This is a genomic window from Cutibacterium sp. (genome assembly GCF_030525615.1).
Lineage (GTDB): Bacteria > Actinomycetota > Actinomycetes > Propionibacteriales > Propionibacteriaceae > Cutibacterium.
In genome coordinates this window covers 107550-123584 of the sequence record NZ_JAUNEJ010000004.1, presented here as the reverse complement: position 1 = coordinate 123584, position 16035 = coordinate 107550, and the positions used below count along the sequence as shown (strand labels likewise).

14 protein-coding genes and 1 riboswitch are annotated in these 16035 nt (G+C 59.9%); of the genes, 2 read left to right on the top strand and 12 right to left on the bottom strand.

Going from position 1 to position 16035, the window contains the following annotated elements:
• Positions 1–30 precede the first annotated feature (30 nt).
• The 6 genes from Q4B98_RS07540 to cbiB all read right to left on the bottom strand — a co-directional run bounded on the left by Q4B98_RS07540 (position 31) and on the right by cbiB (position 8182).
• Complete coding sequence (locus tag Q4B98_RS07540) at positions 31–1296, bottom strand: CbiX/SirB N-terminal domain-containing protein (RefSeq protein ID WP_303196505.1); 1266 nt, start codon at positions 1294–1296, stop codon at positions 31–33.
• On the bottom strand, positions 1293–3869 hold the full coding sequence (gene cobJ, locus Q4B98_RS07535; protein ID WP_303196504.1) for a precorrin-3B C(17)-methyltransferase: 2577 nt from the start codon (positions 3867–3869) through the stop codon (positions 1293–1295). The genes Q4B98_RS07540 and cobJ overlap by 4 nt, the downstream gene beginning before the upstream one ends.
• Complete coding sequence (gene cobM, locus Q4B98_RS07530; RefSeq protein WP_303196503.1) at positions 3866–4840, bottom strand: precorrin-4 C(11)-methyltransferase; 975 nt, start codon at positions 4838–4840, stop codon at positions 3866–3868. Before cobM ends, cobJ begins: the two co-directional genes overlap by 4 nt.
• Positions 4837–5613 (bottom strand): precorrin-2 C(20)-methyltransferase, encoded by a 777-nt coding sequence (gene cobI, locus Q4B98_RS07525; protein ID WP_303196502.1) that lies wholly within the window; start codon positions 5611–5613, stop codon positions 4837–4839. Before cobI ends, cobM begins: the two co-directional genes overlap by 4 nt.
• A gap of 50 nt (positions 5614–5663) precedes the next feature.
• Positions 5664–5735: riboswitch (cobalamin riboswitch) on the bottom strand.
• A gap of 60 nt (positions 5736–5795) precedes the next feature.
• A complete protein-coding gene (locus Q4B98_RS07520; RefSeq protein ID WP_303196501.1) occupies positions 5796–7256 on the bottom strand; it encodes a cobyric acid synthase in 1461 nt (486 codons plus the stop codon).
• Positions 7253–8182: an adenosylcobinamide-phosphate synthase CbiB gene (gene cbiB / locus Q4B98_RS07515; RefSeq protein WP_303196587.1), complete on the bottom strand. Its 930-nt coding sequence runs from the start codon at positions 8180–8182 to the stop codon at positions 7253–7255. The genes Q4B98_RS07520 and cbiB overlap by 4 nt, the downstream gene beginning before the upstream one ends.
• Positions 8183–8353: 171 nt before the next feature.
• Between cbiB and Q4B98_RS07510 the strand changes: the two genes are divergently transcribed.
• Positions 8354–8920 carry a histidine phosphatase family protein gene (locus tag Q4B98_RS07510; protein WP_303196500.1) on the top strand — a complete coding sequence of 189 codons (567 nt, stop codon included), beginning with the start codon at positions 8354–8356 and terminating at the stop codon, positions 8918–8920.
• An 898-nt stretch (positions 8921–9818) separates the two neighbouring features.
• Here Q4B98_RS07510 and Q4B98_RS07505 read toward each other — a convergent pair.
• Positions 9819–10250, bottom strand: a complete 432-nt coding sequence (locus Q4B98_RS07505; protein WP_303196499.1) for a hypothetical protein — start codon at positions 10248–10250, stop codon at positions 9819–9821.
• Positions 10251–10356: 106 nt separating this feature from the next.
• Here Q4B98_RS07505 and Q4B98_RS07500 point away from each other — a divergent pair, with 106 nt between their 5' ends.
• Positions 10357–10872: an O-acetyl-ADP-ribose deacetylase gene (locus tag Q4B98_RS07500; protein ID WP_303196498.1), complete on the top strand. Its 516-nt coding sequence runs from the start codon at positions 10357–10359 to the stop codon at positions 10870–10872.
• 57 nt (positions 10873–10929) lie between these two features.
• Here Q4B98_RS07500 and Q4B98_RS07495 read toward each other — a convergent pair whose 3' ends face one another.
• From Q4B98_RS07495 to Q4B98_RS07475, 5 genes are all read right to left on the bottom strand, one after another.
• Complete coding sequence (locus Q4B98_RS07495) at positions 10930–11760, bottom strand: DedA family protein (RefSeq protein WP_303196586.1); 831 nt, start codon at positions 11758–11760, stop codon at positions 10930–10932.
• A 132-nt stretch (positions 11761–11892) separates the two neighbouring features.
• Positions 11893–13083, bottom strand: a complete 1191-nt coding sequence (locus tag Q4B98_RS07490; RefSeq protein WP_303196496.1) for a glycine C-acetyltransferase — start codon at positions 13081–13083, stop codon at positions 11893–11895.
• Positions 13084–13119: 36 nt separating this feature from the next.
• Complete coding sequence (tdh, locus tag Q4B98_RS07485; protein ID WP_303196495.1) at positions 13120–14157, bottom strand: L-threonine 3-dehydrogenase; 1038 nt, start codon at positions 14155–14157, stop codon at positions 13120–13122.
• Between the two features lie 103 nt (positions 14158–14260).
• Entirely contained in the window at positions 14261–15154 is an 894-nt protein-coding gene (locus Q4B98_RS07480; protein WP_303196494.1) for a carbohydrate ABC transporter permease, read from the bottom strand.
• On the bottom strand, positions 15147–15980 hold the full coding sequence (locus tag Q4B98_RS07475) for a carbohydrate ABC transporter permease (protein ID WP_303196585.1): 834 nt from the start codon (positions 15978–15980) through the stop codon (positions 15147–15149). Before Q4B98_RS07475 ends, Q4B98_RS07480 begins: the two co-directional genes overlap by 8 nt.
• Positions 15981–16035: the final 55 nt, after the last annotated feature.

Genomic DNA, 16035 nt, shown 5'->3' with positions numbered 1-16035 from the left:
GTTCAGATCAGCCTCGTCAGGGCTGCCCGATCAGCCTTGAAGCGCCCGCAGCACTTCGTCACGCAGTCTGGCAGAGCGGCGCGGGGTACGGTCGCCGACGACGGCAACCGTCATGTCACCAGCTCTCTCAGTTGCCGGGGTGAAGGCAGAACCCTTCCGTCCCTTGTCGCCGCGCACACAGAAGATCCCGCGCTTACTGGCCTCGTGAGCCACCATCGCGTTGACCTCGGCGTCATTGGTCAAAGCCTGAACAAACCACACCCCGTCAAGATCATCTACCTGGAAAGCTCGACGCTCCAGGGTTACTAATCCTTTGCGGGCCATTCGAGTGAGCTGGATACCGCAGTTTGGAGCGACGACGTGAACCTCGGCTCCTGCTTCCAACAGCCGCACGACGCGACGCTCGGCAACATGACCGGCACCGACGACCAACACCTTGCGGTCCTGTAGACGCAGACCCGCCATGTATACCGGGGCACCCTCCCCCAGTCCGACCTCATCGAGCGGTTCGCGGTAGCGGTCCACGACGACGTCAGCAACCTCGTCGCAGTCGCCGATGACCGGGGCGATACGGATCGCGACATCGGGATGGCTGGCCTGCCATGCCTCGACCTGATCGGTCATCCACACGTGCAGCAGGCCCGGGAAGAGGAAGTTTCCCTGCACGACGATCTGTTCAGCTCCCTGGGCGGCTAGAGCAGAGAGGGCCTCCGGGACCGACGGACGTGTCACCTGAATGAACGCCGGCTCGACCCGGTCGAGGTCGTTTTCTTCCCAGAACATCCTCGTCATCGTGTAGTGGGATGCGTTGGCGTCAGGCACGAGGGCACCGCGCCCCACCAGCACCACGGCGGTGTCACGAGAACGCCATTCTTCTCGCCCCTCATCGGCAGCAAGGGTCTCGGCCAGACGACGGTTGAGAGCCTTGCGCATTCGAACATCGGGAAGCAACGGAGCCGAATACACCACTCGGGCATTTCCTCGCCCCTCATCGATGGCCTTGGGGATGTCTTCACGAACGTGACCGCCAGTGTTGAGCATCAGTGGAACGACGACGGCAGCTGCCGACTCTCTCCCAGCCTGCTCGGGCACTTCCGGGGCCTGAGCGACAGCGGCGCGAACGGCCTCCGGGATGCCAGGCTCGACAAGCTCGACGAACCCCAGCTCGACCGGAACACCGGGCAGTTTGTCGGCAATGCGCTGGGCCAAGGCACGACACTCTGCTACTCCGGATTCGTCACGGGTGCCATGGGCTGCAATGACCAACGGGGTGCCGCTGGCAAGTGGGGCGGTCATTTCGACTCCTTCGTCTCGGTGTTGTTCTTGGACTCTGATATGCGGGTGGAATGGACCGGCGGTTTTTCAAGGTAGGTCTCCTTGTCTGCCTTCGGCAAGTCCTTATGCGTGTAGTTCTTGCGGGCTTCCCCAGAAATATGGCCATCCATCCAGTGATAGTCACGCGGGGTCACCATGAGGCGTCGCCCGTCCCCGGAGCTCACGTACTTGGTCGTCGTCGAACCCACGACGACGAGGGTGGTCATACCGACCCACTCGGGTTTGAATTCCGCGAGAGTGGACATGATGACTTCCTGCTGACGGCGCTCAGCGTGGGAGACGATCGCCACCGGAGTGGACGGCGGGCGATACTGCGCCATGATCGCCAGAGCGTCAGGAAGCTGGTGGGTGCGAGTACGGGAACGCGGGTTGTAGAAGGTTGTGACGAGGTCTCCCTCAGCAGCTGCCCGCACCCTCTTAACGATGAGATCCCAGTCGGTGTGCAGGTCTGACAGGCTGATCGTGGCGTGGTCATGACCCAGCGGTGCGCCCAGGATCGCCGATACGGCCAGCTCAGCAGTCACACCGGGAACAATTTCGACGTCGATACCGTCGGTGCCCATCTCCAGGGTCGGCGAGGCCATAGCGTAGATGGCCGGGTCGCCGCCACACACGAAAGCCACGTTGCGACCATCACGAGTCGCGTCGATCGCCGCCTGAGTCCGCTCCTCCTCAGTGCCCATCTTGGTGGCGAGGATGGTGGCCCCCGGGCGCACCAAGTCACGAATCTGACGGACGTAGGGAGCGTAACCAGCGATGAACGTAGCGTTGCGAATAGCCTCGACGGCACGCGGAGTAAGCAGGTCCCGCGATCCGGGCCCGAGTCCAACGACCGAGAGGTGTCCTCGGGCCGGAATACGTCCGACAGCGCAAGTGGCCACTGGAGTCTTGGTCTTGGGCACCAACAACTCGGCCCCCTGGCACAACACAGCAGCTTCGCTGACGCTCGGGGTGCCGACTTCCTGAGCCACGACGTCGGAGGGAGTCGGCACATCCTGAACGGCCAGCGCCTCGGCGGGTTCCGTGCGGTACTCGACACCGAGCTGGTTGGCCAGCTTCACCAAACCAAGCTCACCTGCCTTCACCTCATGGGAAACCAGCCGAGTGACCGATCCGAGGGCCAGGCCGTTGTTGGCAAGGGTCTTCTCGAGGAGTTCTCGCAACGGCTCGACCTCGGTTCCCTTGTTACACCCCATTCCGACAACCAGGCAGTTCGGGTGCAGGATCACGGTGGGCACGTCGTCACCGTGATCGTCCACAACCCGCTGGGCTACTCGCTCGGAAACGATGATTCGGGCAGCCGGGGACTCGGCATCCTCGGTGACATTCTTGGGTAAGGGAGGCAGCGGCCACGGCTGCTCGCGGATAACCCGCACCGGACGCCCGGCAATGATCGAGCCGGTCACGCCAGCGACGTCGCCTTCGTATGCCCACCCGAGCTGGTCGAGGGCCGGGACTCCCAGTGAGTCGGTAGCGGTGGAGACGACTGCGGTGCCGCCGAGCGCCTCGGCGATGGTACGAGAGAGTTCGTTAGCCCCGCCCACGTGGCCCCCGACTAGCGGGATAGCGAAACGGCCAGCCTCGTCAACGACAACCACACCGGGGTCAGTTTTCTTCGAGGCCAGCAGCGGAGCAATAATCCGCGTCGTGGCACCGAGTGCCAGGTGGGAGACGATGAGGTCGCACTCCCCCCATGCCGCCGCTAACCCGGTCCGTGACGGGCCGACATATTTCTTAGTTTCGCGCTTGAGAGCGTGATCGATGGCCTCAGCATGGGCCGCCGCAGCGTCGGAATTGATGATCTGTCCGATGATTGGGTCCCGGTCTGAGCCGTCCGGGTTCGTGGCAGAGCCAGGCTGCGGGTCCTCGGGGAGATTGATATTGACATCACCAGCCAGCTCCGGGTTCGTTCCCAAAGCCTCCGGAGAGTCCGGATGGTGCTGGAGTACCAGCACCACATTGGGGCTGACGACGTCCTCCTGGGCAATAACGGACCGGGCAGCCTGCTCGTCAAGGACACGCACCCGCTGCCCCTCCTCACCGATCTTCTCGGCGAGGACGAAGGTCTTGCCGAGACCGGCCAACCCGTCGACCAATTCAGCCAAACCTCGGTTCGGGGCCGTCAACACACCCACCTTGGGATGGACCTTCGCCAGCCGAATAGCGGTCTCGATGTCCTTGGAATGGGAGGAGACGAACTGGGCGTCGTCCCAGGGCAGAGCAACAGCAGCGAAGGCGGCCTGCAGAGAAGTCGGGGCCGTCACGACCTGAACCTTGAGACCGGCCTGGCGAATGCGGCGCACCACGCCAAAGAAAAGCGGATCGCCGGAAGCAATAACGACGACCTTGGCGTCATCCGGCAGAGACTGAATCCGATCGATGGCAGGACCGATGAGGCCAAGCTTCTGACGTTTCTCACCAGGGACATCGAGGGCGTCAAGGTGACGCTGCCCTCCGACGACAAGATCAGCGTCGGCAACTTCCTGACGCAAGGCGTCGGAGACGGTGCCGAGATATCCGTGGACGCGAATCATGACTTGTCCTTCGTGTCGAAGTTTGTGGTTTCGGGATTCTGGTAGACACCGTGGGTGCCGTGGGCCTTGAGCTCAGCATGGGCCTTGGCGTCCGCCGCGCGGTACTCGTGCCGAAAACCAGGGTGGTACAGGTGGCTACGGGTTTTGATCGGCCCGTCTGCCATGGCCGGCCCGACGAGGACGACGGCGTGCTTCCACAACTTGTGGTTGCGCATGGTCTCGGAGAGGTGGGCCAGATCGCAGCGGAACATCATCTCCTCGGGCCAGCTGACCGCGTACCCGATGATGCAGGGGGTCTCAGGCAGGTATCCGCCCTCCAGCAACGCCTCCTGCAAGACTTTGTTGCGAGCAGCCGAGAGGTAGATCGCCATGGTCGCGCCGTGACGGGCGAAGGAAGCAATGGTTTCCCCATCAGGCATGGGTGTGCGACCGCCCTCAAGTCGGGTGAGGATAAGAGACTGCGAAACCTCCGGGACGGTGATCTCGACATCCATCCGGGCAGCGGCAGCCGAAAAGGCGGAGATACCCGGGATGGTCTCGAAGTCGATACCAATCCGACGACACAGGTCACGCTGTTCGGCAGTGGCACCGTAAAGGGACGGGTCACCCGTGTGGACTCTCGCCACTACTAGGCCCTCGTCGCGGGCACGGGTGTAGAGGGGCTCAAGGTCCTCCAGTGGGATGGAAGCGGAGTCGATGAGTTCGGCCCCCTCTTTGTGCCGAGCAACCATGTCAGGATGAACCAGACTGGAGGCCCAGATAATGATATCCGCAGTCTCGATGACGCGGGCCCCACGCACGCTCACCAAATCGGGAGCCCCCGGTCCAGCTCCGACAAAAACGACCTTTCCAGCACCCTCCGGAATCTCATGGTGCGGCACTGGCGGCGGCTCGATGGCGTTGTGGTCTATGTCCTCTAAATCTTTTTCCGAAACGTGTTGTGTGGGTCGTGCAGCCTGTGGTTGGTTCACAGTTTTCCTCCCGTGGTGGTGCGCTCTGGAGTAGTGAGGACGGTGGAGAAGTACGGCAGAGTTTGAGCGTCGGTGACCTGATCGAGGGTGATGATGTGCTCGGACTCCAAGGTCACGTCGGTACCGATCACGGCTTGACGACTCCGCTGCCGCAGTTGGTCAGCGACCTCGGGCAGTTTGCGCCCTCCCTTATAGATCGCCACTGAGTCGACCAGATCGAGGACCTGACCGAGCTTCTCCATCCCGACAGTGGCGGGGACGAGAGCCAGAATTTCCTTGCCCTCCACCAGTGGGTGTCCGGATGCCGCCGACAGGGCTTGCATAGCGGTGATACCAGGACTCAACTCGACGGTGACATCAGGAAGCCTCTGCTCGACGTTGGCCCGCAGGTAGGTAAAAGTTGAGAAGACCGTCGGGTCACCGACGGTGGCCAAAGCAACCGTGCGCGCTCCTGCGTCGAAGGCAGTGACCGCCGCATCGGCGGAAACCTGCCAGGACGCCTTACGCTTTTCGCCGACACCGGACCTCTCCCGCATGGAGAAGGGGACCCGCTCAATTCGCTCAGCGATCTGCGGGGCAACGGCGGTAATGATGGTCTCAGCTCGTCCTGGCCCGTCGGTAGTCGCCTCGGTGTAGGGCACAAGGATGACGTCGGCCTCACGGAGGATTCGCACGGTTTTCAGGGTGACCAGTTCTGGGTCACCCGGCCCCACACCCACCCCGATGAGGGTTCGTCCCGATTTCTGGTCAGGGTGTACAGGGGCATGGGTCATGACGGCCTCCTCAGGTGTCCTCGCCCGATGACGTGCGCAACGAACCGTTCGAGTATCTGGCTACCATCACCGCAGTGATGGTCACAGTGGCGGGACCGCGCCGGATTCTCACCGGCTTCCTCGGTGTCGGTCGTTGTATTGATACTTGCACATCGTGGCACCACACCACGACAAAGCCAGGATTAGCGCCTCTCTGCTAGAGCGAACAGCCGGTCAAGATTCAGATGTTCCTCAACAGCGTCGGCGAGCACGTCGATCATCTGTTCCCGTCGCTGCCCATACCCGATGGAGCTTTCCGTCGGGCGCCACGCCGAACCGGCATGATCGGCGACCTCAGCCAGCCAGGCCCGACGGAACTCGTCACATTCGAAGGCACCATGCCACATCGTCCCCCAGACACTCCCGACACGAACTCCGCCAAGGAACGGCTCCCCCGATGACACATCGACGTCCATCCTGCCGTGGTGAATCTCGTATCCGCTGACCTCGATCCCTCGCCAGCGCCCGCTCGGAGTTGCCAGGGTTTTGTCAGCCCCGAAGGTCACCTCGACTGGCAGCAGTCCCAGCCCCTCGGTTCGCGGGGACTGCGACTCCTGACCCTCGGGATCACAGATGACGCGGGTCAACATCTGATACCCGCCGCAGATACCCAGCACGGTGCGCCCCTCACGAGCGCGACGGACAACGACGTCGGCAATTCCGGTGGACCTCAACCACCCCAGGTCGCGCACGGTGGACCGCGATCCGGGCAGGATGACAACGTCGGCACGCTCGCAGGTGGTCGGATTCGTCGTCACCTGGACATCAACCCCGGCTTCAGCAGCTATCGCGTCAACGTCGGTGGCGTTGGAGATCCTCGGTAATCGGACGACGGCAACCCGCAGGTTGTCCGGGGAATCGGAGTCACCGTCGTGACGCCAGCGCCCCACCTCCAGGGCATCCTCGCCGTCGAGCCACACCCCCGCAACCCAGGGCAGCACTCCCAAACTCGGCATTCCCGTGCGCCGGGTGATCTCATCGAGACCGGGAGCCAGCACCGACTCGTCCCCTCGGAACTTGTTGATGACGTAGCCAGCCAGCAGGGCACGATCTTCATCGTCGAGAAGTGCCCAGGTACCGAAGAGACTGGCAAGTACCCCGCCTCGGTCGATGTCTCCGACCAGCACCACTGGCAGGTTCTTCTCCCTCGCCAAGCCCATATTCGTGTAATCGCCAGCACGCAGGTTAATCTCGGCCGGTGACCCGGCCCCTTCGCAGAGAACCATCTCGTGGGCACCCGCGAGTTCGTCATAGGCGGCCCAGGCGGCCTCTGCCAGGTGATGTCGCCCGGTAGCGTACTGGCCTGCTTCCAACACTCCTGACGGCTTGCCCCGCAGGACGATGAAGGAGCGACGGTCGGTGCCGGGTTTGAGGAGCACCGGATTCATGGCCGACTCCGGAGTCACCTTCGCGGCGCTGGCCTGCAGATACTGGGCCCGTCCGATTTCCGAACCGTCGGCACACACCATCGAATTGTTGCTCATGTTCTGGGCCTTGTAAGGCACGGCGTCGATCCCGCGACGCCACGCGGCCCGGCATAGTGCCGTGACGACCAGGGACTTTCCGGCGTCAGAAGAGGTTCCGGCGATAAGGATTCCCGTCATCGTGGAGTCCTTAGTGATCGTCGGCTCTGGCGACCTACCCGGCGTGGAACGATGCCGCCATAAAACAGTACGTGAGCCACGCTGGCCAGTCCGGCCATTGCACAACCGGTGGCGGCTGCAGTCACGGTGCCAACGAGATGTGCCGCGTCAGCGACCTTGGCGGCGTCGGGTCGCGGCCCCGACCCCAGCAGGGGACGAAATTCGACCCGGTTGCCGTAATAGAGGTTGCGCCCGCCTAGCTGGACTCCGAGAGCACCAGCCCAAGCTGACTCACACCATCCGCCGTTGGGACTGGGATGGTGGTCATGTTGAGCGCCGACCACTCGCCATGTGGCTGCGCGGTCTCCCCCAACCGTCGAGGCACACACAGCAGCCAAAACTGCCGTCAGACGCGCCGGAATCCAGTTAACAATGTCGTCGAAGCGGGCGGCTGCCTTCCCGAAGTTCTCGTACCGGGCGTTGTGGTGGCCAATCATGGCGTCGAGAGTGTTCGCCCCGCGATGAACGAGCATTCCTGGTACTCCTGCCACAGCTGCCCACCACAGTGACGAAACGGCGGCGTCTGCGGTGTTTTCGGCCATGGATTCCACGGTGGCTCGGGCCAGCTCCGGCTGGTCGAGTTGATCGGCATCCCGGGAACATAGGTGGCACAACTGCTCTCTAGCTCCAGCGAGATCTCCACGCTCCAGCCGGTCAGCCATCGCCTGGCCTTCACGAGATAGGGAGGTCGCCCCCACGACAGCCCAGGTCGCCAGGGCAGTTGTGGCAATGCGGGCCACAGGTCGGCCAGCAGTACGACGATCTATGAGGGTGCCGACGACGGCAAGCGGCGCCAGACATGACGCAGCGAATGCGGCTCCTCGACCCACCGAGTCGGCGTATATGGCCTTTTCCAGGCGGCCTGCTGCGGTACCAAAGACGGCCACCGGGTGATGAGTTTGTGGGTCTGGCACGATGTGGTCGGCGACGATACCCAGTCCCAGGCCGACAGCCCGGGCTAGCAGGCCGACGGCGACTCGGCGACGTGGCGTGATCGACATATCTGACACCCTACCGAGCCGACATCTTGGTGAGCCGTCGTCGGTAATGTCTGGCAGGTGATCCGTATCGTCATCGTCAGGCACGGGCAATCGACGTGGAATGTCCAGGGACGTATCCAAGGCCAAACCATGAGGGTTCCGTTGACGATGTTGGGCCGTCGTCAAGCCTGCCAAGCTGCCCGCGAAGTAGCTGATCTCGTAGCCCCGGGCACCCCGGTCATCGCCTCAGACCAGAAGCGGGCGCGTCAGACGGCTCGCCCCATCGCGAAGAAACTGGGAGTACGGATGACAACAGACCCACGACTACGCGAGCAGGGACTGGGGTCGATGGAGGGGCACACCCCCAATGACCTCGAACCTCTTCCCCAGCCGGAAGGCGTCCACCCGGCAGACGTCCGATGGGCTGGTGGGGAGTCGCTCGCGGATGTGGCTAACCGGTGCCGCGATCTGATAGCGGACGTAAGCGCTGATAACCCACTGGGAATCGTGCTCGTCACCCACGGTGACACCATGCGGGTTCTGCTGGGGATTCTCGACGGTCGCAGTTACCGCGACCTTGACTGGGATATGACATTGCCCAATGGCTGCGTCGTCGTGCGTGATGTAGCTCCAATGCAGCCATAAGCAGCTACGAGAGAATTCGCCCTGGGAAGCAAAGCGACTCATCACGAAAGAGGGTGTACGGGGTGACGCTGTGGCGATCGGGGCTTTTCCTGTCATGAAGTTGCGCCATGTTTGTACACCTGCGCCGCGCAATCCTGGCGCAACTGAATCCGGGAGGGCGGCTTGTCATAATCGAGGGCGTAGACGAGGTTCGGCTTCCAGCAGTAACCAGGTGACGTCGTCTGCCAGGTCGGCCAACTTAAATAACCCTGGTAGCCTGTAATTGTCTTCAAAAATCGAGCGGCCCAAGTTCCCCTCGAGGTAACTACCCTAACCATGTTCAAGCTCGCAACACTCATGACGCTCTGCTCGCCCCAGAAGCCGTCAGTATTCAACCCCGTTTCGCATGGGGTGCAGCAGTTAGAATACTTCTTTCTAAGCCTGCTTGTGAGGCTCTACGCAATTTATACAACAGTAAATATCCCGATAAGCCGAAACTGAAGCGTGGAAAGCAAAGTATGGCTTCTAACGAGAAGATAGACGTAGAACTATTTGCCGATAAGGCTCGACTATTTATCGATTCACGGAAGTATAGACAGGTAATACCTGGCGTCCACGATTCTTCGCCATGGTCTAGCGAGTCTTTAAACGACTGTGAATCTTTTTTTACGCTCACATAACCAGCACTCTTCATGCACAGACCAAGATTGTGTCATGTTCCTAGGGGAAGACCTGAGACGAACATTTAATGGCCAGTGGAGACGTGGCGACTGTTTGAGCAAGGAATTCCATGAATTAATCGGTATTTATTACCCACGCGCAGGTTTTTTCGACGCTGTATCAAATATATTACAAGAACCTTACCGTTTAGCTAACGGTAAAGCATGGTCCACCTTTTTCGACGCAACAAAGTATCTGTTTAGCATAGGGGACGTCGCCTCCAGCTCCGACCGGTGTTGGCCCCATCGAGCATGTCGATGAACGCTTTGGGTGCCGCGTCCAGACCATCCCGATACGTCTCGTCCCAGTGGATCTCGTCGTTCGCCAACCATTGAGCCATCTTCCGACCATCAATGTTGAGGTGGGTGATGGCAGCCTCCAGATGGTCTGCTCCAACATTGTCGTAGTAGACGTCAATACCATCCAAAACACTGAGATACGCCGAAGCCGGAGCTATATCGGTATCTATGACCCTCGCGTCGGAAGCGTCAAGAACACGGTCCAGGATTTGGCCATCGGCCAGTTCGGGAAGACCGATCTCTTTGAGATAGAAATCGTCCTCGGTGGGCGCACCATGCGGGCGAGAGGCGAGATGGACAGCGCGAGTGGAGGTCGGACGCGTCGTGCTCATAAGTAGTACTCCTCTTTCGACGCCGATCACTACATCGACCTTCGCGCGTTTCCGGCCAGCGAACCAGCGGATTTTGCGGAGGGTGATCGCAATGCACAATGGGGCCATGGCCAAGATCACGATCCTTCGCACCGACATCACCACCCTTGACGTAGATGCCGTTGTCAATGCGGCGAATCGTCAGCTGGCTGGTGGCGGAGGGGTCGACGGGGCCATCCACCGGGCTGCCGGGCCACAACTCTCAGCGGCTTGTCGCAAACTCCGCGAGACCAGCCTGCCCGACGGGTTGCCCACCGGCCAGTCGGTCGCTACTACTGCGGGGAATATGGCTGCCAAGTGGGTCATCCACACCGTTGGTCCGGTATGGGCAAAAACCATTGACAAGTCTGACCAGCTCGCTTCCTGCTACCGCACATCGCTGCAGGTGGCAGACGAGGTCGGCGCAAAAACCATCGCTTTCCCGACCATCTCGGCGGGCGTTTACGGTTACCCCATGGACGAGGCCACGCGAATTGCCGTCGAAACATGCCAGCAAACCGACACGGCGGTGGAGACCATATACCTCGTCGCCTACAGCGCCGAGGCTGAGGCGGAATATCGAACGGCTCTCGAAAACAGCTGATCGCCGATCAATCTCCACCTTCACATCCCCACGGATATTCACTGTGTGAGGCTGAAGTCACGCCTTCTTCTTAGACTTGAAAAAGATCGGTACAAGAATGACAACGAGCAGGGCTATAGCCACCCAGTTGGCAATTTTGGCGTAGTAGTTCAGGGCATCGACGATGGGATCTCCCACTCCCCATCCCAGCGCAAAATAGCCGAGATTCCAGACCGTCGCGGCAATAAAGTCCAGCGCGATGAACCACTTTACCTTCATCGCGGAGGCTCCAGCCATGACGAAGACGACCGGCATGATCGGCAGTGGAATCGGCACATAGGCGACGAGAACTCCCAGCCAGCCAAGCTTGCCAGCCCATCTCTCCGCCTGGTCGTAGCGACGACGAGCCCGCTCGGATCGTCCCGCCCAAACCTCGATCATGCCGCGGCCCCACAACTTGCCGGCCCACCAGTACACCCAATCGAGCTTGATCGACATGATCGAACCGAGCAGCAGCCACCACACCCAGTGTGGGGCCTGTCCGACCGACGCCAAAGCTCCAGTCGCCGCCGTGCCGGTACGAGACCCGGTGAGTCCCATGAGAATCGGCGGATCAAGCCCCAGCAACCAGCCTCGAAGCGGGAGCATGGCCAACGAGAAGATACCGAGGAAACCAATCCAACCCATGCACCAGTAGTCGGAGCGGCCAGGTTTGTGGTTCCACGGCATTCCCTCTGCCTTCCACCACTCCTCCTCTTCGGGAGAATCGTCGCGGGCAGCAGACCTTTCTAATTCATCCTCAGCCACGGCAAGAGCGGTCGCGGCAACGGCGAAAGAATCCTTCTCACCCGCAGCTGCGGTACTTGTCTCGTCCTGCACGTCGTCGAGAATACCGAGAACAACTGACAGTCCGGTGCCTGGTTATCTGCCAAGAAGCGGACACTTCACCCTTGTCCTCGCCCACGAGAAGCCGCGACTGGTCAACCGGATTCACGAAAAAGAGGGGCTGACCTCATCGCCAGCCCCTCCACAGCTACAACATCACCCGATCTCCTCGCGTGCCTCCTCGAAGGCCTTGATGGCCTTGTCGAGTTGCTCACGAGTTAGGCCGGCAGACATCTGAGTACGGATACGCGCCTTGCCTCGCGGCACCACCGGGTAGCTGAAGGCGCGGACGTAGATACCTTTGGCAAGCATGACATCGGCCATCCTCGCAGCCTTCACAGCGTCTCCGATCATGACCGGGCAGATCGGATGATCGGACTCCGGAATATCGAATCCGCGCTTGGTCATCTCAGCACGGAAGTAGGCGGTGTTGTCCCGCAGCCGGTCCAACAGGTCCGAACTCGACTTGAGAAGCTCAAGAGTCGCCAGGGCAGCACCGGCGATTGACGGTGCCAGCGAGTTCGAAAACAGGTACGGACGCGAGTTCTGACGCAACATCTCGACAACCTCGCGATGGGAACAGGTGTAGCCACCTGACGCTCCACCCAGCGCTTTGCCGAGGGTGCCGGTGAGAACATCGACGCGCTCGCGCACTCCCCAACGCTCCGGCGTACCAGCACCGGTCTTGCCCACGAACCCGACGGCGTGGGAGTCGTCCACCATGACCATCGCGCCATATTTCTCGGCAAGATCGCAGATCTGTGGCAGTGGAGCGACGAACCCATCCATGGAGAAAACGCCATCGGTGGCAATAATCATGTGCTTGCAGCCCTTAGCCTGGGCATCCTTGAGCTGAGCTTCCAAATCAGCCATGTCCTGGTTGCGATAGCGGAAGCGCTGCGCCTTACACAGCCGCACCCCGTCAATGATCGAGGCATGGTTGAGTTCGTCGGAAATAATGGCGTCGTCAGGACCCAGCAGCACCTCAAAAAGGCCCCCGTTGGCGTCGAAACACGACGAATACAAAATGGTGTCCCAGTTCTCAGGGTCGTCTGGGTGCAAGAACTCGGTAATGGCCCGCTCCAACTTCTGGTGCAGGGTCTGGGTGCCACAGATGAATCGCACCGAGGCCATTCCGAAGCCCCACTCGTCGAGTGCTTTCTTGGCCGCGTCGATGAGCACCGGGGAGTCGGCCAAACCAAGGTAGTTGTTGGCGCACAAGTTAATGACTTCGCGTCCGTCATCGACGGTGATCTCACCTGACTGAGGGCTGGTCAATGGAGCCTCGGCCTTATACAGTCCCTCCTCCTTGAGGGCCGCGATCTTGCCGCTCAGTTCGTCTTTCATGGATCCGTACATGGTGATTGTCCTTCCTACAACTCGTCAGTCAAGGTATTCCCAGTTCATGACGACCTTGCCGCCATGGCCCGATTCGGCAACGTTGAATGCCTCGCGGAATTCCGTGATGGGGAATCTGTCGGTTATGACCCCAGAAATGTCCAGGCCAGAACGGATGAGGGAAGACATGGTGTACCAGGTCTCGAAGATCTGACGACCGGTCACTCCCTGGATCGTAAGCATGTTGAAAATAACCTTGGACACGTCAAGGGTGATGTCCTTGCTTGGAGTTCCCAACAGAGCGATACGCCCGCCATGAGTCATGTTGTCGATCATCGAAGTCAGGGCGGCACCCGATCCAGACATCTCCAGACCAATGTCGAACCCCTCCTTCATGTCAAAGCGGTCCCACACCGTCTCCAAGCCCTCTCGGGAGACATTGACGGTGTTCTTCAAACCGAGCTTGTGAGCTAGTTCGAGCCTCTCGTCAGATAGGTCAGTAACGACGACATTGCGCGCCCCTTGGAACTGAGCGACGAGGGCAGCCAGGATTCCGATGGGACCAGCTCCTGAGACGAGGACGTCTTCGGCCAGGCAAGGAAATTGCAAAGCCGTATGAACGGCATTGCCGAAGGGATCGAAGATCGCCGCGACGTCTGGGTCAAGGTCCGGGATGTAGTGGACCCAAACATTGCTGGCTGGCATGACGAAATACTGACAGTAGGCCCCATCCACGGCGTATCCGATGCCCTGGGTGTTGCGACACAGGTGCCGTTTGCCCGCCAAACACGCCCTACAGCGACCACAGACGTAATGGCCCTCGCCAGAGACGAATTGACCGACTTCCAGGTCATTGACCTCAGAGCCGAGTTCGACAATCTCGCCGCAGAACTCGTGGCCCAGAACGAGCGGGGTGCGCACCGTCTTGGAGGCCCAACCGTCCCATTTGTCAATATGGACGTCCGTGCCGCAGATCCCACTGCGCAACACCTTGACGACGACATCGTTCGGCCCCGGAGTCGGGTCAGGAATATCAATGAGTTCAAGTCCCGGCTCCGGCCGGGTCTTCACCAACGCCTTCATGGCCCCTACCTTTCCGAGGGCATAGCCCCTCAACCACATCGTTGTGATGACACAACTCTGCCACTACCCGGACAGGCCTGCACGCCGGTAGGCAACTATGTGTTCAGCCTTTCAACCCTGAGCTGGCTAGTCCTTCAATAACCCTCTTTTGCATTGAAAAGAACAACAGGAAGATCGGTGCCATCGCCATCACGGAGGCGGCCATCATGAGGGCAAACTCGCTGGAATGCTGTCCCGCCAGAGTGGCGATACCCACGCTCAACGGCATCGACTCCTCCCGAGTGGTCACGATGAGTGGCCATAACAGATCATTCCAGGACCACAGTACCGTCGTAATCATGACGGCGAACAAGCCCGGTTTGACGATGGGGACCATGACGCGCCAGAAGGTCTGCCAAGGATTACAACCATCGAGACGCGCTGCTTCCTCCAGTTCCACCGGCAAGCTCATGAACGATTGCCGCATTAGAAAGACACCGAAAGCAGAGAAAAAGCCTGGCAACACAATGCCCCATGGGGTCTCGAGTAGGCCAAGGTCACGAATGATCTGGTATTGACCGATGAGATATGACTGTCCGGGCACCATGAGAATGGCCAGTACAAGCCCAAAGAGGATGGACTTGCCCCCAAACTTCATGCGAGCGAAGGCATATCCACCCATCGCACACAAGAGCAACTGTGCAACAGTACGCAACACGGTGATCGTCAAAGAAACGCCGAACTGCTTGAGAAATGGCAACCTAGTGAAAACCTCGGCATAGTTCTTGAACTGCCACTCATTCGGGATGAGCTTGGGCGGAACGGCCTGAATCTCGGCGTTCGTCGACAAGGACATAAGAACCTGATAGACGAACGGGAAGACCATAAACACACCGCCAATAAGCAGCAACGCATGTATACCGACGAGGCCCTTCTGGGAGTTCCGGTCACCCTTTTTGACGAGGTGGTCCACCTCCTGCTGACTCAAGACCTCACCGGTCGGCGCAATCTCAGACATAGTTGACCCACTTCTTCTGCCCCAGAAACTGAATGAAGGTAACAACGGCAACCAGGAGGAAGATGACGATGGCGATCGCTGCCCCCACCCCTTGGTTGTTGTTGACGAATGCCTCCCGATAAAAAAGGGAGACCAAGGACCTCGTTCTGGGCTCGACCGGATTTCCGGTGTCAATCATGGCATACAAAGCATCGAAAAGCTGGAATCCACTGATCGTCGTCATGATCGTTAAGAAAAAGATTGATGGAGTCAGCAGCGGAACCGTAACCGAGCGAAACTGACGCCACCTCGAAGCGCCATCAATGGATGCGGCTTCGTACAGCTCTCGAGGAATCGACTTCAGGCCCGCCGACAAAATGATGACATTGAAACCAATAGACGACCACAGTCCGAACAGCGCAACCGCGAACAGCGCCCATCCTGGTGTGATGAGCCAATAGGGAGGATCACTCACACCAAGACTACGGAGGATCTGATTGAGGAGGCCGAATTGACCATTATAGACAATCTTCCAGACCTGAGCGACAGCCATCGGCATAGCCAGGTACGGCATAAAATACACAGCGCGATACAACCCTTTTAACTTCAAGCCTGGCAATTCAACCATCGACGCAATGATGACCGACAGTGGAATACCAAGCAAGACGATAACTGTGTACAGCACAGTGTTGAGCATCGCCGAACCCAGATCCGGGCTTGAGAACAAGTCCCTGTAGTTCTGTATGCCTACGAACTCGGGATTTCCCCCGAAGGCATTGGTCTGCTGCACCGACGTGACGATGTTCTTGACAATTGGCCAGTAGTAGAAGACCGCGATACCGATCATGAGCGGACCAATGAAGAGGATGGGCCACGCTCCAACGCTCGTTGGGTTTCGTCGT